This window comes from Wolbachia endosymbiont of Diaphorina citri (assembly GCF_013096535.2).
Classification (GTDB): Bacteria; Pseudomonadota; Alphaproteobacteria; order Rickettsiales; family Anaplasmataceae; genus Wolbachia.
Window position 1 is genome coordinate 1257331 of the sequence record NZ_CP051265.2, and the last position, 20055, is coordinate 1277385.

Below are 20055 nucleotides of genomic sequence, written 5' to 3' on the forward strand. Positions count from 1 at the left end.
TAGAGTAACTACAATGTGGTGAGGCACAGAACGACTCTACCGGTATGCGCTTTCTTAGCATGTAAAGGTTAGTATATCAAAAAGAAATATGCAAGAGAATATTAAGCGATTATTAGAAGATTGTTTTGCCCATTTAGGAGAAGTGGCTTTGTATAAATCAAAGGATAAGTCATATATGGTACAGGTATTAAAGCAAGAGCCAGATAAATTATACGAGATTGGTGAAGGACAATTTGTGGAAGAAACTTTAGCGTTAGAAGTAAGTGCGTTTGATGTGTTAAAGCCAATAGTAGGAGATGTTTTTGTTATAGGTGATCGAAGATATAAAGTACACTCACCGCCACTTAGAGACAAGTCTGGAATAACGTGGAAAATAAAAGCGTCTGGGGTGTAAAATGTCTGTGCATAGAAGTTGAGGTAATAGAAAGTGTAAATGCTAAAAGAAGAAAAGTAGAATTAGCAACGGTAAAGGCATTAAACAAAACGGCACTATGGTTAAAAGCGCAAGCAGCTAAGGAAATTAGTGAGGAAAAGAAGATAAAATTGACGTTAATGAGAAGAAGGCTAAGAATTTTTAAGGCGAAAACTAGCAGATTAGAAGTGTTAATTAGAGCAAATCTCTATGACATTAGAGCATCGGCAATTGGCAAAATACAAAAAACAAGAAGAGGATCGAAAGTAGGAAAGCATGAGTTTATAGGAGGATTTGCAGCAGTTATGCCAAAAGGAAATAGCGGTATGTTTAAACGTGAAGGAAGAGCAGCATTGCCAATAAAGGAAGTTAAATTGTCACTCGAACCTGAGGCTTCAAGGATAGTAGGGAATCTTGTTAATTATGAAGTTGAGAAAGTCTTTACAAAATTTTTTGAACGTGAATTGAGCTATAAAGGATGAATTTGAAAGATTTACATGATAAAATTTGTACCACGCTGAAGAGAGAAATACCAGCAATTCAAACTTGTGAAATTTATCCATCGATAAGAAAAGAATTAGTAGCGCCAGCGTTATTTGTAGAGCTTGTGAGTTTAGAATCGGGAAAAGATCCTGGAACAGAGGAATTAGCCCTAAAAGCAAGATTTGAAGCGAGAATTGTAGTTGATGGAACAGTCGAGGATTCCTCGTTAGTTGTAAGGTCATTAGCAGCAGAAGTAGCAAGAGTAGTGAACAAGAATACCTGGGAAAAGAATGTATCTCCGGCTGAATTTCTTTCTGCAGAGCCTGATGGATTTAGACCCGAATTAGATGCATATTTGGTGTGGATGGTTGATTGGAATCATCAGCTTCATTTAGGTAAATCAGTATGGGAAGAGGGGAAAATTAAACCACATACAATAAACGTAGGAAATATAAATGCTGGATCATAGTTTTGCGATTTCAGAGCTGAATAGGAAGCTAGCAAACGTTATTCGTATAGGAATTGTAAAAGAAATAGATTATGAAAAAGCAAAAGTAAGAGTGAAAATAGGAGAATTTTTAACAGATTATTTACCGTGGATAACAAGTAAAGCAGGAAAAGATAGAGATTGGTCTCCGCCAGATATTGATGAACAGGTTATGATATTTTCTCCTCTTGGTGAACTGTCATTAGGAGTGGTATTAGGAGGAATATATCAGGAAAAATACCCTGCACCAGAGAATAAAAAAGAAATAGATAGTGTGAAGTTTCAAGATGGAACAAGATTGTTATATGATAAGGAAAAACATCATTTAGAGATTGAAGTAGTAGATAAAATAACACTGAAAGCTGGGGGATCAAGTATAGAAATGACAAAAAGTGGAATAAAACTGAAAGCAGAAAGGATCGACTTAAATTGAACAAAGGAATAGTGAGGTTAGGAGACTACTGTGGAGAAGCTATACCACATTTCTGCATTAGCGGCAGTAATAATGTTTTTGTAAATGGTAAGCCAATGTGCAGACAAGGAGACAGTTTTAGTGAAGGAAGAGCATTAACTGAAGGATCAAAAACAGTGTTTTCAAATGGTCTTGGTATAGGAAGAGTAGGAGATATAGTTTCATGTGGGTTTAAAGTAATAAAAGGCAGTGAAAGCGTCTTTGCAAAATAGAAATGAAGGGTATGGATGCTAAAACAGGAAAAACGTTAGAAGGAATAGAGCACTTAAAGCAGTCGATAATTGATATACTGACCACTCCTATTAATAGTAGAATAATGAGGAGAGATTATGGGTCAAGATTATTTGAATTGGTGGATAAGCCAATAAATAGAGATTTAACACTTGAGATATATGCAGCAACAGGAGAAGCTTTGGAAAAATGGGAAAAGAGATTTAAGTTAGAAAAAGTAAAAGTTGAAGGAGTAAAAGAAGGGAGAGTAACATTGAATTTAGAAGGTGTCTATCTTTCAGAAGGTAAGTTCATAAATATTAATGGAGTAGTTGTTTAAAAATGCAGCAGCCAAATATTATCGAACGACTGAACTTTGAAGAGATTTTTTCTCGGATGAAGGAAGAGTTAGTGAAGTGTGATGCAAGTTTTACAGCATTAGTAGAAAGTGATCCAGCAATGAAGGTATTAGAAGTAGCAGCATGGAGGGAATTGTTATTAAGACAAAGAATAAATGAATCAGTAAAGAGCAATTTACTAAAATTTGCGACAGGAGAAGATCTTGATAATTTGGCTGAGTTTTATGGAGTAGAGAGAGAAAAAGAAGAAGAGGACGAACGATTTAGAAAAAGAATTAAAGCAAAGATAATAGGTTGGAGCACATGTGGGAGCAAGGAGTATTATAGGTATCATGCACTGTCAGCAGATAGAAGAGTAAAGGATGCATTAGTAGAATCACCAGTGGCTGGAAGTGTGCAAATTTCAATCTTATCAACACAAACTGGCATAGTGTCAGAAGAGCTACTAGAAATTGTAAAAAAGCAGGTTACTAGAGATGATATAAGGGTTTTAACCGATACAGTAACAGTAATTGGTTGCAATATTACGGAAATAGATATTCACAGCAGAATGAGCATAAGTCCTCTGATATCGAAAGAGGAAATCAAGAAACAGTTCATTAAGAAGTTTGAAGCAAGTAGAAGGCTGGGATGGAACGTTACAAGATCATGGATAATAGCGAATTTGTTTGTGGAAGGAGTAGAAAACGTAGAATTAATCGAGCCAAAAGAGGATATTGTGATACTAGGGAACGAGTGTGCAAATTTGCGAAATTTAAAATGCTATTACCACTAAACGCAACAAAACAAGAAAAAGCGCTGGTAGATGCGATGGATTATAAAGTAGATCCAAGCTGTATAAGAGGGTTTAAATTTAGATTAGAAGAAAGAATATTACCTTGGCTAATTGAGGAATATGAATTGGGGGAAATATTACGCTGGGTAAAAGATAGAAGAAAAGCCATAGTAGAAGGAGTAAAATTTCAGCGTTTAAGAGGAACCCCAGCATCACTCAAAATAGCACTAAAATGGGCAAATATAGAAGATATTACAATCATTGAGGAGCCACCTGGAAAACATTTTTTGAGCTGCAGATAGGTATAAAAGATGTTCCAAATGACTTTTTTGTAGATGCAGTAGTAGAACTTGCAAAGCTGTCATTGCCAGCAAGATCGCGGCTAATGAGGATGTTTAATGATTACTACAACGTTGATAGGTTTATTTTAGATGAAAGCTTTTTTGGAAATTTGTTATCGGAGTACTCAGGGATAAAGGTTGAAAAGGATGGACCAGTATTATCGTTTGGTCGGAAGAATACATTTGAGCTAAAAAGCTTAAATCCAAATTTTAAGTTTAGTACTTTTCGTGTTCATTATGAGCAGGCATTTAGTAATGACGTATATCGGTTAGATGTGGCAGTACTTGGAGAAACAGAACCTCACATAAAGGATTACCAAGGCATTTATGAAAGAAGTCATCAGTGGTATAACGTAAAAGCACTATATCCATTACCACAGAGTTTATTACCATCGATTAAATTTGCAGAGGATGTTCAAAAAAGTGTGTCAAACCGAATTTTTAATTCAACTCAATCTTTAATCTACTAGGGAAAAAAATATCGAGTTGAGATATAGATAATGCCCAATCATGTACAGGCATCGTCCATTTCTCTTCCACCTTTCTTATAGCACAATATACCAGCTTGTACAAGGCATTTATGCTGGTGAATGCGCCTTTGGTCTTGGTAAATTTCCTAATTTGCCTGTGTAGCCCCTCGATGAGATTAGTGGTATAAATTAGCCTTCTAACAGGACCTGAATACTTGAAGTAACCAGATAAACTTTCCCAATTGTTCTGCCAAGATTTTACAACTAATGGATACTTTTCGCCCCATTTTTCCTCCAGCTCAAGCAAATAATTTTCTGCAATTTCTTTACTTGTAGCGCGGTATATTTTTTTTAAATCATTCATGAAAACTTTTACATCTTTGCTTGATACGTATTTCAGAGAGTTCCGTATTTGATGCACTACACATAGCTGTACTTCCACATTAGGAAATACGCTATTTATAGCTGCAGGAAAGCTTTTTAGGCCATCGACACAAGCTATCAAAATGTCTTCTATTCCTCTCTCTTTCAAGTCATTTAATACGCCTAACCAGAAGCTAGCTCCCTCGCTTTCTGCTAAGTAAAAACCCAGTACTTCTTTTCTGCCATTTTGGTCTATTCCTAATATGTTATACATGCACTTACTTACACAGCGACCGTCTTCTTTTACCTTAAAAAACATCCCATCCATAAATACTATTGGATACACTGATTGCAGTGGACGGCTACGCCATTCATTGATTATAGGTAGTAATTTATCTGTAATTCCAGATATCTCTGCTGCAGATATTTTATGGTCATAAATTTCTTCCACATATGATGCTATATCTCTGTATCCCACACCACTTGCAAACATGTTCAAGACCTTTGTTTCAAGTTCTGGATGTAGGCTTGTTTGCCTTTTTTTCACTATCTGTGGTTCAAAACTTCCCTCTCTGTCTCTTGGTGTCAATAGTTCAAATGAACCTGCACTTGTTTTCAAAGTTTTTCCATTCCTTCCGTTTCTACGATTGTTTTCTTCGCTTTCAGTAGATAAATGATGTTCTATTTCACCCTCCAAGCTTGCTTCAAGTAGCCTTTTTACAAATGGCGTTAATGCACCATCTTTTCCCATTAATGGTCTACCTTCTCGTATAGACGACAAGATATTTGTTTCTAATTCTTTATAATCTACCAAACCAGTAGTTCTATCTGCTATTCTTTGACTCATGTCAAACCTCCATTTTTATCTCAATTATATTTTACTTCTCGGTTTGACACACTTTTTTGAACATCCCCAATTTGCAAAAGCGCAGATAGTCTTATCAGATCAACTATGTTTTTTAAAATTTTTTGAATTTAGTTTCATTACAACTTTTGTTTGTAATTTTGTTTTTTATTCGAGTAAAAAGTGCATTTTTGACAATAAAAACCCTAACTTAATCATAGAAAAATTTTGTATCAAACAACAGTTACTGCTTAGATCTTATGGTTAACGAATATGTGGATAAATACTTTAAATGTGTGTAGACGTATTTATCCACATATTCGTTAACCTATTTTCTATGCAGATTTTTTTAATTCACATTGACTGCTTCTTTAAGCCTCGCATTGGCAATTACTATGATTTTACGCATTAGAGCTGTCATAGCCACCATCTTCTTTTTACCTTTACCAACAAGCCTTGAATAGAAGCCACCAAGCGCAGACTTAGACCTTGAAGCAGACATCGCAGCTGTAAAAAGCTTTTCACGAACGTTGCTTCTGCCACCACTTATTCTGCGATAACCAATAGTTTTACCACTTTCTTTCGGATGAGGTGCAACTCCAGCAAGACTTGCAATTTCTCCCCTACTTACATAACCAAGTTCTGGCATTAGACACAGAAAATCTTGAGATAATTTTGCACCTATTCCTGGAACTGTTTTAAGGATTTTTTGGCGCTTTTGTAACTCTGGATTCTCATCAATAATTTTTTGTATGGTATTGTTGAGCTCATCTATCTGGCTATTAAAGAATTCAATAGTTTTCTGACAGCTTTCTTTTATATGGTCGTTTTCAGGTGCTGCAAGCCTAGATTTCTCTTGAGCTCTCATTTTTGTAATGTCATCACGACGTTGACAAAGTGCAACTAAGGTTGTTTGTTCTTTTGACATAGGTGCAAATAGAGATAGAGTACTATAGCGTTCAAACCCATACTGAGCAAGGGCTCTTGCATCTGATTGATCAGACTTTGCTAAAGTTCCATGAGATAGAACAAAGCTTTTTACTTTGCGAGTATTAGCTCGATGTACAGCAATATCTTTATCAACAAGAAAATGTGCTAAGCCAAGCTCATATTTTCCAGTGTTTTCCAGAGTTACTAAAGAATTAGGTAAGATATTTGAAAAATCTTGAAACAATTGTTGCCAGCCAGCAGTATCATTGTCGAATTCGACAGCATTCTTCTGTTTGTGAACTGCAACAACATTTTTAAATTTTCCGATATCAATGCCAATAAAATTTTGATAAGATGTAATCATAATAACCTCGATTAGTTTTAATTAATTTAAGATTGTAAACGGGTGCATACATATGTCCCATGCAACTATTCAAACGTATCGAGAGATGGGCTAGTGTACCTTGATCCGAACGGTTATAATACCAACAGTTGGTCGGTCGCACACGCCCGTGATAACTCTATTCCTATAGTGAGTAGGGTTATCTTCCCTCTTATCTCCTTTATATCATATTTTTAACTTACAATAGTTGGGATTTAGGAGACATAAATACGTGCTTTCCAGTTAGTAGCGTAGAAGAAAGAGGAAATAAATTTGTATTGGGAAGCGATAAACTTTCAGGGCAATATTGGAATTTAAAACACAAGCCAATTTTAGAAAGATTTAGCGTTACTCACAACTATAAAGTAGAAAATTATACAGATCAGAAGGTCAGAAAATATGTTTTAGCAGAACACAACGTTTACTATAAAAATGATTTGGATTCAGAGCAAAAAGACTCAATACACGAATTAGAAAAGCACATTTTAGTATTTTACCTGGGAGTACTGAAGTGGCATGAACATCGACATTTGCACAGAAGTTGGAAAGATAGTCGAATAATATCTCTAATAAGTTAAGTACTTATATTTAGATACTCATATATTATATTAATAATAGGTAAAAGTGTATGAAATAAAAAGAAAAAGACTTGCTTTCTCATGCTAAAAAGGACATGACTTGAATAGCAGCAGGTAAATATAAGAAATTTGTCTGGTGCTAGAAAAGCTAATTTTGTGAGGTATGAAATGAGTTTTAGCAAGTTTTTTAAAGAAGTATCAAGTAACGGATTTAAAGACATTAATAAAAGAAATGAAGAAGGAGAGACGATCTTGCATCAAGCAGTAGAAATCTCTGATTACAAAACAGTGAGATTATTAATAAAAAAAGGAGCAGAGGTAAATGCAAGAGATAAAAATGGTTATACACCTCTACACTGTGCAGTATTCGCAAAGAGTTTAGAAAATGTAAAAGTGCTGCTAAGGTCGGGAGCAGAAGTAAATGCCACTCAATATGTCACTGGATGTACGCCACTCCACTCTGCGTGCAAGATGGGAGGAGCAGGAGTTGAAATAATAAAAGAGCTGGTAAAGGCTGGAGCTGAAGTTAATCAACTGAATAAGTACGGCGCAACGCCAATGTATTACATCTGGGAAAGTGAAAAGTATCGTCTATGTGATAGCAAAGAGAGTGAAAAGGCGAGTAAATTTTTGAGAGAAAAAGGAGGAATAACAAAAAGTAGAGAACTGACGTGCTATGGAATAGAGGGGCTAGTGGGAGAAATAGCAGACATGTTGAATGGAAGCTACATGCCGGAGCTAAAAATAATAGAGATAGGAGAAATAAGGAAGAGAGACAAATCGCTAATAAAGAAAGAATGTCAAAATTTAGCAAGCAAGATAATCAGCCAAGTGAATGCAATGATAGATGAGGTGGTAAAAAGGAAGGCTTAGGTTTAAAGAAAAGGTGGGGTAAGTTATGGTAAAGCTGGGTAAAAAAGATAAGTCACTATTAGAGAACTCGTTTAAAAATATTTATGAAAGAGACGAAAAAGGAAGAACAGCTCTACATTATGCAGTAGAGGTAAAAACAGTGAGGTTATTAATCGAAAAAGGAGTAGATGTGAATGCAGCAGATGTAAGATGTACTAGACACAACTTAATCTGACAGGGATGAATTAACTGACAGAAGAATTGAGGTGTACTAGACACAACTTAATCTGACAGGGATGAATTAACTGACAGAAGAATTGAGGTAGTTAAAACTAATATCAGTCTCTTGTTTCATGCTACTAATATTTTTCTGAAAAGCAATGTGTTTGCTATTAAGAAAAGTCTGAGTAGGCGTTTTGCCATAGCAATATTTGCCTGAATGAGGCCTTGTCTCATTATAAGAACGCAACCAATGATCAACATCTATCTGCAGATCTTCCAAAGAATTGTAGATTTTCTTGCGAAAAATAATATTGTAACACTCATCTTGCATAGTCTTATGGAATCTCTCGCATATGCCATTAGTTTGCGGAGAATTGGCTTTAGTTCTTGAGTGATCAATATTTTCGATTCCTAAGTATAACTGATAAGCGTGATTCTCTGGTTTGCCACAATATTCTGTACCTCTATCGGTCAAAATGCGCAATAATGGCACGCTTTGTACATCAAAAAATGGTATTACTCTATCATTCAGCAAGTCAGCAGCGGTAATAGCAGTTTTATCTGTATAAAGCTTAGCAAAAGCCACTCTCGAATAAGTATCAATAAAAGTTTGCTGATAGATTCTTCCTATACCCTTGATGTTGCCTACATAATAAGTATCTTGAGAACCTAAATAACCTGGATGCTCTGTTTCAATTTCACCATGTGCTTCCCTTTGTTCTTTAACTTTTTCTAAAGCCGCAAGTTGCTCCTCTGTTAGAATTATTCCATCTTGCATAACTTTTGCCTCAAGAGCCCTCAGTCTTTTTTTGAAGGTCTCAAGGTCATTTCTCAGCCATACAGATCTCACTCCACCTTCAGAGATTATTATGCCCCTTTTTCTCAGTTCATTTGCAGCTCTTTGTTGTCCATATGCAGGAAATTCTGTTGCAATATTAACTACAGCTCTTTCCATGTCTTCAGAGACTCTGTTTGCCATAAGTGGTTTTTTCTTGCTTATCTCATGCAGCGCTTCTTCTCCTCCATTTTCATATAGTTCTTTGAATCTATAAAATGTATCCCTTGAATATCCCATAACCTTGCATGCTTGAGACACATTTCCAAGCTGTTTTGCTAGCTCTAGCAATCCTAGTTTCGGCTTTAGTATTTTTGTTTGTATCGTACTCATTTCTAACACTCCTTTCTTTTATTATTTTATAACTTACTTTTTTAAAGTGTCAGATCAAGTCTTGTTTAATACAATTGAGGTAGTTAAAACTAATATCAGTCTCTTGTTTCATGCTACTAATATTTTTCTGAAAAGCAATGTGTTTGCTATTAAGAAAAGTCTGAGTAGGCGTTTTGCCATAGCAATATTTGCCTGAATGAGGCCTTGTCTCATTATAAGAACGCAACCAATGATCAACATCTATCTGCAGATCTTCCAAAGAATTGTAGATTTTCTTGCGAAAAATAATATTGTAACACTCATCTTGCATAGTCTTATGGAATCTCTCGCATATGCCATTAGTTTGCGGAGAATTGGCTTTAGTTCTTGAGTGATCAATATTTTCGATTCCTAAGTATAACTGATAAGCGTGATTCTCTGGTTTGCCACAATATTCTGTACCTCTATCGGTCAAAATGCGCAATAATGGCACGCTTTGTACATCAAAAAATGGTATTACTCTATCATTCAGCAAGTCAGCAGCGGTAATAGCAGTTTTATCTGTATAAAGCTTAGCAAAAGCCACTCTCGAATAAGTATCAATAAAAGTTTGCTGATAGATTCTTCCTATACCCTTGATGTTGCCTACATAATAAGTATCTTGAGAACCTAAATAACCTGGATGCTCTGTTTCAATTTCACCATGTGCTTCCCTTTGTTCTTTAACTTTTTCTAAAGCCGCAAGTTGCTCCTCTGTTAGAGCCTGTTCATAATCTTTTCAGAAGCAAAGCAGCGAAAGCAAGAACGACCATTTGCAGGCTAGTGTTGAGTTTCCGCTCGCAATTTTTCCACAATCGCCTATATTTTTGCAACCAAGCAAAAGATCTCTCAACAACCCATCTTTTCGGCAATACGACAAAGGTGTGTAATTCGTTTCGCTTTATTACTTCAACGGTAGCGCCAATAGTTGCTTTTATTTGTGTTGCAAAATTTTCTCCTGTGTAGCCAGCATCAACTAGTATATTTTTAACTTCAGATAGGTTTTCTTTAGCATTTTTAACCATTCTCACAGCGCTACTACGATCAGTTATTTCTGCCGTTGTTATATAAATTGCGTGGGGTAAACCTTGCGTATCTACCGCAATATGGCGTTTTATTCCTGAAACCTTTTTGCCTGCATCATAGCCTTTTTCTTCAGCAGTATCTGCATTTTTTACACTTTGTGCATCAATTATGCAGAAGCTGGTTTTTTCTTTCCGACCATTGTTTTGTCGGACCACGCCAACTATTTTTTTTTAATACCAGCTCCAGAACACTTTCTTTATTTGCATCTGCTTTTTCACTCCACTTCTTAAAATAGTCGTAACAATTCCGCCATTTTGGAAACTCTTTTGGTAACATTCTCCACTGGCAGCCACTTTTTAAGACGTATAATACTCCACAAAATACATCATATAAATCAAGTGTTCTTGGCTTTGTTCTCTTCCTGCAAGACTCCAGATCTGCTACAATAATCTCAAACTTTTCTCGACTTATATCACTTGGATATAAATTTCGCATATCCTACTTTATATACTTTATCCTCTCATTCTATCCCTTTTTTGAGATCACGTACAGGTTCTTAGAATTATTCCATCTTGCATAACTTTTGCCTCAAGAGCCCTCAGTCTTTTTTTGAAGGTCTCAAGGTCATTTCTCAGCCATACAGATCTCACTCCACCTTCAGAGATTATTATGCCCCTTTTTCTCAGTTCATTTGCAGCTCTTTGTTGTCCATATGCAGGAAATTCTGTTGCAATATTAACTACAGCTCTTTCCATGTCTTCAGAGACTCTGTTTGCCATAAGTGGTTTTTTCTTGCTTATCTCATGCAGCGCTTCTTCTCCTCCATTTTCATATAGTTCTTTGAATCTATAAAATGTATCCCTTGAATATCCCATAACCTTGCATGCTTGAGACACATTTCCAAGCTGTTTTGCTAGCTCTAGCAATCCTAGTTTCGGCTTTAGTATTTTTGTTTGTATCGTACTCATTTCTAACACTCCTTTCTTTTATTATTTTATAACTTACTTTTTTAAAGTGTCAGATCAAGTCTTGTTTAATACATGTAAGAGGACATACAGCACTGCATCTAGCGATAACGGAGAAACGTCTAGAAACAGTTAGAGAATTGATAAAATCAGGAGGGAATGTAAATGCTGAAGAGTATGGCAATAAATGCACTCCGCTGCATCTTGCATGTATGGTCGGAGAAAAAGAAATAGTGGAGGAGCTAGTAAAAGCAGGGGCTGAAATAGAGCAAGCAGATAAATTTGGAATAACAGCGATGGATTATGCGAAAAATAGCAAAGAAATAGCCGAGGTATTAAAGAAAGAAACAGAGAAAATGGAAAGTTTGTTAAAAAAATAAGAGTCGTATCAGAAAGCGCAACAGCAGTTGGCAAAGGAAGGGCTAGACCAAATTTGAAGGCTGTAGCTGATAAAAGTTGGTCTTTTTCATAAGAGTAAATGGATTGATGGAAAAAAGGAGTGGTAAGGCTCCTTGCACTACAAAAACATTTGCAGGAGAAACTATGAGAAAAAGAACATTAACTTGCCGATACGAGCCAGATGAATTAGCGGAACAACATCTAGCAGACGCCTATGAGCTGTTACTAAGGTATGCGGTAAAAAGAAACAATGAAAAGGAGATAAAGAAAAATGATAACAGTGGCCTTATATGCAAGAGTTTCATCGAAGAGTCAAGCGCAGAACAATACAATAGAGAGTCAAATTGCCGAGCTCAAGCATAGAATTGCTGCAGATAAGCATGAGTTATTGAATGAGTATGAATTTAAGGATGATGGGCTTAGTGGGTGGAGTTTAGAACGTGAAGGTTTAGATGCATTACGTGATAAAGTAGGAGAAGATCAAATTGATAAAATTTATATTCATTCACCTGACCGACTATCAAGAAAATCTGCACATCAAATGATATTACTTGATGAATTTGAAAAAGCAGGAGTAGAAGTAATATTCTTAAATCATAAGACTGAAAATAATCCAGAGTCTAAATTGTTATTAGGAATGCAAGGATTAGTGGCAGAATATGAGTGTACAAAGATTATGGAACGTAGTCGTAGGGGAAAACTCCATAGAGCAAAAAAAGGCTGTGTAAGTGTAATTGGCATTGCACCTTTTGGTTATAATCGTATAAAGCATGTAGATAGAGAAAAGACAAAGTTTGAAATAAATGAAGAGGAAGCAAAAATAGTAAAGCAGATGTTCATGTGGGTAGGGCAAGAGAGAATAAGTATAAGGGAAGTGGTACGTAGACTAAGAGATAAGTCAATTAGAACAAGAACTGGAAAGAAGGTGTGGTGTCCAATAATAATTTGGAAGTTATTAAGAAATCCAGCATATAAAGGACAAGCAGCGTTTGGTAAATTAAAGAGGGTTGAAAGAAGAGAAAGAAATAAACAAAAGGTTTCTATCTGTCGCACAGATGAGGACAGCTGGATTTATATACCAGTACCAAAAATAGTTGATGAAGGGTTATTTAATAAAGTACAAAAGCAACTGGATGAAAATAGAAAAAGAGCAAGGATACAGAGAGAGGGAGGAAAAAAGAAATATCTATTACAAGGTCTAGTTGTGTGTCAAAACTGTGGATATGCGTATAGTGGTGCACAATGTGGAGTTGAGGGAAAGAAGTTTAGCTATTATCGCTGTAGTAGTACTATACGTATTACTGATGGTAGGGAGAAGTGTACTAATAAATTGGTCCGTACAGATATGTTAGAAACAGCTATATGGGAAAAGGTGAAAAATTTACTAAAAAACCCAGAGATAATAAAAAATGAGTATCACCGTAGAATTGCAGAAAATAAAAATGATGAATCATCAGATAAGAAGTTTGCAAGAAGGGAAAATCAAATAAAACAAGGCATCGAAAAGTTAATGGAAGACTATTATAGTCAAGAAAATGTAGGAGATAAAGGATATATAAGTAAGGAAGAATTTAAACAGACGATGAAAAGAATGAGGGAACGCTTAAGAGGGATAGAAGAAGAGAAGAAAAAGGTAGCTGATCAAAAAGCAATAGAGAAGGGAATGAACCTTATCATCAACAGTATAAAGAGTCTTTATTCCAGTGTAAAATCTAATTTGGAACAGCTAGATTGGCAAACTAAGCGTGGCATCATTAAAGCATTAGTAGAACGAATTCAAATTGGTTATGACCAGGTAGAAGTGGCGTTTAGAATCGAAGAACCAGCACAGGGTGGAGAGATTTTTAATTTGCAACATTGTACTGGACGTCATGATAAGGAAATTAGTGAAATGTTTCGAGTAACTTTTTCTTTTCTATGAGCTACTTGACGGCAAGAATAAAGTTTTAATCATTCCATGGTTTCTGTATAATTTTCAAAACTTAATTGGTATATATGAAGGTAATAATAGGTAGCGCTAGTAAACGATTAGGAGATTCAATAGCAAGTGGGCTAAATGCTCAGCTATTACCTACTCAGGTATCAAGATTTGCCGATGGTGAGGTAAATGTAGAAGTAGCAAATAATCTGCATAATCAAGAAGTATACGTAGTACAATCTCTTTCTTCTCCTGTAAATGATAACCTTATGGAGCTTTTGCTTACAATTGATGCAGCAAAGAGGTCAGGAGCCAAGAGAATAACGGCTATTATTCCTTATTACGGATACAGTAGGCAGGATAGGGTTATTAAAAACAATAATATGCAATCTGCTTTAAGTGCTAAATTAGTTGCAAATCTTATTCAAACTGCAGGTGCAAATAGCGTTGCTGCTATTGATTTGCATTCAAGTCAAATTGAAGGTTTTTTTGATATACCAGTTACTAATTTAAGCTGTTTTGAAGTATTTGTTAACTCTATATACAAGGAGAATTTGGCAATAGTTGCGCCTGATGTTGGAGCAATTGGCAGAGCTCGTGCTTTTGCAAAGATTTTAGAGGAAAAACACAAGTTGGATAATACTATTATTATAGTAGATAAATATAGAGAAAAAGCAGGTACATCTCAGGTAATGAATGTAATCGGAGAAGTTGCAAACAAAAATTGTGTCATTGTTGATGATATAGTTGACTCTGGCGGAACATTATGTAATGCAGCCCTTGCTTTAAAAGACCGAGGAGCAAAGTCTGTAGTTTCGTGTATTACACATGGAATACTTTCAGGAAATGCAGTTGAGAAAATCTCTTCCTCTTCTTTGGATAAATTAGTAATTACGGACACCATATTTCACAAATTCGAAAAAAATGATAAGATAGAGGTTGTTTCAATTGCAAATATTTTAATTTGCTTTATGCAAGGAGGTAAAAGTGCCAGCTAGATCAACAGAAGATGTTATCACTTCGTTAATAGAATTTGCAAATAAGAGAAAAATAACAATTACTAAAGAAGAAATGCTTAAAACTGCACAGCTTGTGAGGATTAAGTTATCCGATGATGAGATTCAATACTACTCAAAAGAACTGACAATGCTGGATTGGATACATGATACTTTGTTGAAAGTTAATACTGAAGGTGTTTCTCCTATGCGTTATGGAACTATAGATAAGGATATTCATGTACGCGATGATATTATAAATTCTCAAAACATTAAAGAAGAAATATTATCCAATACAAAATCGGAGCATGGGTATTTCGTAGTACCGAAGGTTATAAACGATTAAGATAAAGCAAGATTTATACCGATTTTATAGATCTACTTTCAAAAATAAGACCAATCTGGTAAAGAAGCATTCGTTGGAGTAAAAACCATTTTTTGATTTTTCTTTACTAAATCTACTAAATATAATTTAGAGTTGCTTGGTGATTCTGCGTTAGTAAAGATAATTTCTCTGCCATTTGGTAGCCATGCCGGAGATTCAATTTTATGTCCCTCTGAAAGCAAGCGCTCTTCTTTGCCATCTGGCTTCATAACTCCTATGTAAAATTTTCCTGACTGAATTTTTGTAAAAGCTATCAGATCTCCTTTTGGCGACCAAACAGGTGTAGCATATCTTCCATTTCCAAAACTAATTCTCTTGGGTTTTTTGCTTTTTTTAGTGAAATCTATGATATATAGTTGCTGACTTCCACTTATATCAGAACTAAAAACCATGTACTTTTGATCTGGAGACAAAGAGGGAGAAGTACTTATAGCTGAACCTTTAGTAATTTTTTTTGTTCGTTTACTGTTTAAGTCTAGAGATAATATATTTGTTTCACCACTCAATGAGTGGGAAATAAAAAGAGATTTACCATCAGGAGAAAATCTTGGTGCAGAAATAACTCCTTCAAATGCGCTGATTATTGATTCAGTGTTATCTTTTAAATTTTTTAATATTATATAACTTTTACCATTTGTGTATGAGATATAAACAATACCCTTTCCATTTGGTGAAAATCTTGGTGTTGACACAAATTTCTCACCATTTGTTAAGTACTTTATATTACTTCCATCTTGATTCATCACAGCAATTTTACGGACGGATTTGTAATTGCTATCTTTTTCTTCAGCGATATATGTAATTTTTGTATTGAAATGCCCTTTCTCACCAATCAATCTATCATGTATCAGATCTGAAACAAGATGACTAATTTTCCTCCAGTCTTTTGCTAGAAAAACAACCGACTGAGTAAGCAATTCTCTGTTTGTAAAGCTGTCAGATAAACGAAAAGATAGCTCTAAATTTCTGTTTGATACTTCACTTAAACTTACTGTGACTACAGTATCGCTTTTCCAAGACTCAACTTTCGCGTCACGTTTCACATTAAATAAGCCACAATTAGATAGATTTGTTTCAATTACTTTTGTGATGCTTTCACTTAGCTCACTTTCCACTTCTGTCTTGCATGCACATTTAGATACAACAAGATCAATATTACCAATATTGCTTTTTTTTATATCAACATATAAAACAGCTTTTGTGGAATAAGGAATAAATAACGAAATAAATAACACCAGTTGAACGAATAGCTTCATTAGATTTCTTGCATTACCTCCTGTCATCTCAGCAAATAGCTTACTTTTGAAGTTAAACTGCATGACAGTAGAGTAAATCAATTTCTGCAGTACTTGACACTGGAATCCAGAAATTTGACTGCAAGTAAGTGCACTGAGGTGGCAAGCATAAAAGTAGCTGTTTTATTCTAAAATAAACGTCTTTGACAAGGTTGCATGAAAAACTGGATTCCAGTGTCAGAGCACTGGGATGACACTCTACTGGTGGAGATTGCTCTAAAACTACAATGTTTGCCTGGGCGTTGAGATGGCACCCTTCTGGTAGATTCAAATCACAATGTTTGTATAGTTGTGTTATCTGACACTGATTTTTTTTTACGGATTCCAGTATTTCATGCTGAAATAACATCAAAGAATACATTGTTAACTTCTTACTCAAATAATGGTTAATAAAAAGAGGTGTATTTCTATACCTGTTCTATTTGGACTTCAATTATAGGTCTTTTTAGTAAATATTCTTTTAAGATACTAAATATTGAACTTTCAATCTTATTTCTTATTTTTTTTATCGGTTGTGGACTAAATGCTGACTCAACCTTCTCTATGATCTTTTGAATAATGGCTGCATCTTCTTGCGCTTCGAAAACACCAGGTGCAAATACTTTTGGCTTAGCGAGCAATTTGTTTTTCTTATTCACAATTGCTGTTACTACAATAACCCCAGCATCTCTCATTCTCTCACGCATCTTTATAACGCTGCATTCTGGATGGCGTAGCAACGTACCATCAATACCAAAGTAGTCAACATCAATTGAACTAACTTTTTCTCCATTCTCCAAATTAACAATATCACCTGGTGCAATCATTATTGCTTTTTTCACACCGCACTCTTTAGCGAACTTTACATGTGCATCCGTATGAATATACTCACCATGAACTGGAATAGCTATCTTAGGTTTTATCAAAGAATACATTTCCCTTAGCTCTGCTTTTACTGGATGTCCGGAAGCATGAACATTCTCTGTTTTTTCAGTAATAACTTCCACTCCCATCTCAATAAAGGCATTGAGCATGTTATGTGCACGAGTTTCATTGCCAGGAATGATTTTTGATGAAAAGATCATGGTATCACCTTGCTGCATTTTAAATGCTTGATGACTCTTATTAGCAAGCCTTGAGGTTGCTGCCAGTGGCTCACCTTGACAACCTGTGCAAAGTAGCACCAGCTTTTCCCTTGGAAAATTTACTGCCTCCTTTGCTTCTAGAAACTCAGGAGAATCAGTTAAATAACCACTATCCTGAGCAACTTTCACTATTCTCCATAAAGATCTGCCAAGTAAAATCACTTTTCTATTTAGTGCTTGTGCAGCTTTAGCGATAGTCTCAATTCGCGCCACATTTGAGGCAAATAGCGATACAGCAATCAATTTTTTAGACCGCTTTATTATATTGTAAATATTATCATAAATTTCACTTTCTGATTCAGGGTCGTGTTTGCTCAGTATGTTTGTTGAATCACAAATTGCTGCAAGTAGATCACCTTTATCGCCAATTTCTTTTAAACGCTCTATATTAGAAATTAATCCAACAACAGGTTTTGGATCAAATTTCCAGTCCCCAGTATGAAGTGCACTACCTGCTTCAGTGCTAATTAATATTGAATTTGCCTCAGGAATTGAGTGAGTTACATTTATAAACTCAACGGTAAAAGGACCCAAATTTATTCTGCCATTTATGTCTACCTCTTTCACAGGTACCACACCTTCCAATCGAAACTCCTTTAGTTTCTCCTTGAGAAAATTAACTGTAAACTTTGTTGTATATATGGGACATTGCAAATCTTCCCACAGATGAGGCACTGCACCACAGTGATCTTCATGTGCATGTGTAATTATTATTCCAAGCAAATCTTTTTTTCTTTGAGCAATAAAATCTACATCAGCAATGAGTAGCTCAACACCTGGCATAGTTTCATCTGCAAAACCGATACCAAGGTCGATCATAATCCACTTGCCTTGATAATGATATAGGCTAACGTTCATCCCAATTCTTCCTACTCCTCCAAGAGGAAGAAATAAAAACTCATTTTTGTTTATGTTCATTAATTTTAAATTATTAAAATGCGAGGATAGCAAAACTTCGACCTTAAATAAAGGAATTTATCACTTTTGCATAACTTAAAAAAATCTTTTCACTAAAAGAGAAGGCTTTCAAATTGGTAAAAAGAATTAAGTGTAGACAGCTACCTCTTTATATCATTTAGCAAATTTCTCATTTTTTTTTTACTTTTCCAAAGAATCCTTCAGATTTCTGCTCTACACTTTCATGTTCCTCTTCCTCAAGCGCTTTTAATAGCTCAATCTGCTTTTGGGTTAAATTCTTTGGATTTAAAGTCTCAACTATTACCTGTACGTATAAATCACCACGAGCATGTGAGTTCATATATGGCATACCCTTTTCCCTACAACGTAGTTTGGTACCAGTTTGAGTGCCTTCAGGGACCTTTACTTTTATTTTAGCTCCATCAATTGATTGGACATCAATTTCACCGCCAAGTACTGCTAATGTCATTCTTATAGGTACTTTACAGTGTAAATCTGCTCTATTGCGAGTGAAGATCTGATGAGTAGCTATTTTCACACATACGTATAAATCTCCGCTTTTTCCACCTCTTGCTCCAGCTTCTCCTTTACCACTGACCCTTACCTTAGCTCCTTCTTCTATGCCTTTTGGAATTGAAACGGAGATATTTACTTCATCTCTTTTACGCCCACTTCCACCGCATTTCTTACATTTATTTTGTATTATTTCTCCTTCCCCATAGCATGTAGTACACGTTCTTTCAATGGTAAAAAAGCCCTGTTGAGTTCTAATTCTACCGCTTCCCTGGCATGTGTTGCACTGAACTGGTTTGATTGCTCCTTCGCTACCTGTGCCTTGGCATGTATTACATTTTATATTTGTCACATAATGTATAGGTGCTTGTATTCCTTTAAATGCATCTTCTAAGGTAATTTTAAGGTCGTAGCGCAGATCTGCTCCAGATACTCCTGTTGTACTTCTTTTTGTTCTTGACCTACTTGTACTGCCGCCGAATCCTCCACCAAAAAAATCGTTAAATATATCGCTAAAATCCCCTCCAGCTTGGCTGAAATCAAATCCACCGGAAGCACCATCGTGACCATAACGATCATAACCTGCTCTTTTTTCAGAGTCAGATAGAACTTCATATGCAGCTGTTACTTCTTTAAATTTTTCCTCTGCTTCCTTATTACCAGGATTTCTGTCAGGATGATATTTTAATGCTAGTTTTTTATATGCTTTTTTTATCTCGTCAGTACTAGCATTTCTGCTCACTTCTAGCAGATCATAATAGTCTTTTTTGTTCATATATAATAGCTCAGTATTTTACCTTTAAAGATAGGTATTACACATATGAATTTCAAGCATGACCTCTATTTCCTATAAAATATGGTGCACCCTGAGCGACTTGAACGCCCGACCTTTTGATCCGTAGTCAAATGCTCTAATCCAACTGAGCTAAGGGTGCTTGCACAAAGTTGACTTTAACAGATTTTATAGCTTATTTCAATTGTTTTGGCTAAAAATAAAACTCTTATCATGTATGAAACCTGTAAGAAATTGTACCAGCTCTCTTAAAGAATAACTTAAATTAACAATTTCCGATTACTGTGATTTTAGAACCGCTATCCGAATAAGAGCTTTTCACATTATACTGCCAAGCTGCTAACAAATAGCGGAATGA

At 35.4% G+C, this 20055-nt stretch carries 19 protein-coding genes, 1 tRNA gene and 6 pseudogenes; 16 read left to right on the forward strand and 10 right to left on the reverse strand.

The features are described from left to right. The first annotated feature begins 88 nt into the window (after window positions 1–88). The 8 genes and pseudogenes from HGO49_RS05915 to HGO49_RS05950 form a co-directional block, all read left to right on the forward strand. Complete coding sequence (locus HGO49_RS05915) at window positions 89–394, forward strand: head-tail joining protein (protein ID WP_172758367.1); 306 nt, start codon at window positions 89–91, stop codon at window positions 392–394. Window positions 395–405: 11 nt separating this feature from the next. Beyond that, window positions 406–894: a phage tail protein gene (locus HGO49_RS05920; protein WP_409350574.1), complete on the forward strand. Its 489-nt coding sequence runs from the start codon at window positions 406–408 to the stop codon at window positions 892–894. Further along, window positions 891–1364 (forward strand): hypothetical protein, encoded by a 474-nt coding sequence (locus tag HGO49_RS05925; protein ID WP_172758366.1) that lies wholly within the window; start codon window positions 891–893, stop codon window positions 1362–1364. The genes HGO49_RS05920 and HGO49_RS05925 overlap by 4 nt, the downstream gene beginning before the upstream one ends. After that, on the forward strand, window positions 1351–1815 hold the full coding sequence (locus HGO49_RS05930; protein WP_172758365.1) for a phage baseplate assembly protein V: 465 nt from the start codon (window positions 1351–1353) through the stop codon (window positions 1813–1815). Before HGO49_RS05925 ends, HGO49_RS05930 begins: the two co-directional genes overlap by 14 nt. Next, window positions 1812–2066, forward strand: coding sequence for a PAAR domain-containing protein (locus tag HGO49_RS05935; RefSeq protein ID WP_026092586.1), 255 nt, complete (start codon window positions 1812–1814; stop codon window positions 2064–2066). The genes HGO49_RS05930 and HGO49_RS05935 overlap by 4 nt, the downstream gene beginning before the upstream one ends. A gap of 2 nt (window positions 2067–2068) precedes the next feature. Further along, window positions 2069–2404: a GPW/gp25 family protein gene (locus HGO49_RS05940; protein ID WP_172758364.1), complete on the forward strand. Its 336-nt coding sequence runs from the start codon at window positions 2069–2071 to the stop codon at window positions 2402–2404. A 2-nt stretch (window positions 2405–2406) separates the two neighbouring features. Beyond that, entirely contained in the window at window positions 2407–3198 is a 792-nt protein-coding gene (locus tag HGO49_RS05945) for a baseplate assembly protein (protein ID WP_172758363.1), read from the forward strand. Further along, window positions 3183–3949, forward strand: a pseudogene (locus tag HGO49_RS05950) (phage tail protein); the annotation flags it as partial. The gene HGO49_RS05945 and the pseudogene HGO49_RS05950, both read left to right, overlap by 16 nt. A gap of 31 nt (window positions 3950–3980) precedes the next feature. Here HGO49_RS05950 and HGO49_RS05955 read toward each other — a convergent pair. Together HGO49_RS05955 and HGO49_RS05960 are read right to left on the reverse strand one after the other, a co-directional pair. After that, a complete protein-coding gene (locus tag HGO49_RS05955) occupies window positions 3981–5219 on the reverse strand; it encodes an IS256 family transposase (protein ID WP_172758362.1) in 1239 nt (412 codons plus the stop codon). A 346-nt stretch (window positions 5220–5565) separates the two neighbouring features. After that, a complete protein-coding gene (locus tag HGO49_RS05960) occupies window positions 5566–6510 on the reverse strand; it encodes an IS110 family RNA-guided transposase (RefSeq protein ID WP_017532282.1) in 945 nt (314 codons plus the stop codon). A 221-nt stretch (window positions 6511–6731) separates the two neighbouring features. On the opposite strand from HGO49_RS05960, the pseudogene HGO49_RS05965 reads away from it, so the two are divergent. The 3 genes and pseudogenes from HGO49_RS05965 to HGO49_RS05975 all read left to right on the forward strand — a co-directional run. After that, window positions 6732–7106 (forward strand): annotated as a pseudogene (locus HGO49_RS05965) (phage tail protein); the annotation flags it as partial. Window positions 7107–7274: 168 nt separating this feature from the next. Beyond that, window positions 7275–7979 (forward strand): ankyrin repeat domain-containing protein, encoded by a 705-nt coding sequence (locus HGO49_RS05970; protein WP_172758361.1) that lies wholly within the window; start codon window positions 7275–7277, stop codon window positions 7977–7979. Between the two features lie 25 nt (window positions 7980–8004). Further along, window positions 8005–8169: pseudogene (locus HGO49_RS05975) on the forward strand (ankyrin repeat domain-containing protein); the annotation flags it as partial. A 90-nt stretch (window positions 8170–8259) separates the two neighbouring features. Here HGO49_RS05975 and HGO49_RS05980 read toward each other — a convergent pair. The 4 genes and pseudogenes from HGO49_RS05980 to HGO49_RS05995 form a co-directional block, all read right to left on the reverse strand. Then, a complete protein-coding gene (locus HGO49_RS05980) occupies window positions 8260–9348 on the reverse strand; it encodes an IS481 family transposase (protein WP_096616077.1) in 1089 nt (362 codons plus the stop codon). Window positions 9349–9397: 49 nt separating this feature from the next. After that, window positions 9398–10087 (reverse strand): annotated as a pseudogene (locus HGO49_RS05985) (integrase core domain-containing protein); the annotation flags it as partial. 7 nt (window positions 10088–10094) lie between these two features. Beyond that, window positions 10095–10887 (reverse strand): IS5 family transposase gene (locus tag HGO49_RS05990; RefSeq protein ID WP_160142696.1). Its coding sequence is split into 2 segments (ribosomal slippage): window positions 10095–10622 and window positions 10624–10887, totalling 792 coding nucleotides; the frame shifts between segments, so codons are not numbered across the junction. Window positions 10888–10949: 62 nt separating this feature from the next. Beyond that, window positions 10950–11360: pseudogene (locus tag HGO49_RS05995) on the reverse strand (helix-turn-helix domain-containing protein); the annotation flags it as partial. Window positions 11361–11434: 74 nt separating this feature from the next. Here HGO49_RS05995 and HGO49_RS06000 point away from each other — a divergent pair. The 5 genes and pseudogenes from HGO49_RS06000 to gatC form a co-directional block, all read left to right on the forward strand. Further along, window positions 11435–11737, forward strand: a pseudogene (locus HGO49_RS06000) (ankyrin repeat domain-containing protein); the annotation flags it as partial. 106 nt (window positions 11738–11843) lie between these two features. Next, window positions 11844–12119 carry a hypothetical protein gene (locus HGO49_RS06005; RefSeq protein WP_017532679.1) on the forward strand — a complete coding sequence of 92 codons (276 nt, stop codon included), beginning with the start codon at window positions 11844–11846 and terminating at the stop codon, window positions 12117–12119. Beyond that, window positions 12028–13677 carry a recombinase family protein gene (locus HGO49_RS06010; RefSeq protein ID WP_083852060.1) on the forward strand — a complete coding sequence of 550 codons (1650 nt, stop codon included), beginning with the start codon at window positions 12028–12030 and terminating at the stop codon, window positions 13675–13677. The genes HGO49_RS06005 and HGO49_RS06010 overlap by 92 nt, the downstream gene beginning before the upstream one ends. A gap of 74 nt (window positions 13678–13751) precedes the next feature. Then, window positions 13752–14672 carry a ribose-phosphate diphosphokinase gene (locus HGO49_RS06015; RefSeq protein ID WP_017532677.1) on the forward strand — a complete coding sequence of 307 codons (921 nt, stop codon included), beginning with the start codon at window positions 13752–13754 and terminating at the stop codon, window positions 14670–14672. Next, window positions 14662–15015, forward strand: a complete 354-nt coding sequence (gatC, locus tag HGO49_RS06020) for an Asp-tRNA(Asn)/Glu-tRNA(Gln) amidotransferase subunit GatC (RefSeq protein ID WP_007302647.1) — start codon at window positions 14662–14664, stop codon at window positions 15013–15015. Before HGO49_RS06015 ends, gatC begins: the two co-directional genes overlap by 11 nt. A 38-nt stretch (window positions 15016–15053) precedes the next feature. Here the strand turns inward: gatC and HGO49_RS06025 are convergent, their stop codons facing one another. From HGO49_RS06025 to HGO49_RS06040, 4 genes are all read right to left on the reverse strand, one after another. Next, window positions 15054–16310, reverse strand: a complete 1257-nt coding sequence (locus HGO49_RS06025; protein WP_026092717.1) for a Tol-Pal system protein TolB — start codon at window positions 16308–16310, stop codon at window positions 15054–15056. 446 nt (window positions 16311–16756) lie between these two features. Next, the gene (locus HGO49_RS06030) at window positions 16757–18391 is read right to left on the reverse strand and encodes a ribonuclease J (protein WP_017532675.1); all 1635 of its coding nucleotides are present in this window, start codon (window positions 18389–18391) and stop codon (window positions 16757–16759) included. Between the two features lie 169 nt (window positions 18392–18560). Continuing rightward, the gene (gene dnaJ, locus HGO49_RS06035; protein ID WP_017532674.1) at window positions 18561–19679 is read right to left on the reverse strand and encodes a molecular chaperone DnaJ; all 1119 of its coding nucleotides are present in this window, start codon (window positions 19677–19679) and stop codon (window positions 18561–18563) included. An 82-nt stretch (window positions 19680–19761) separates the two neighbouring features. Continuing rightward, a tRNA-Arg gene (locus HGO49_RS06040) sits at window positions 19762–19839 on the reverse strand. Window positions 19840–20055: the final 216 nt, after the last annotated feature.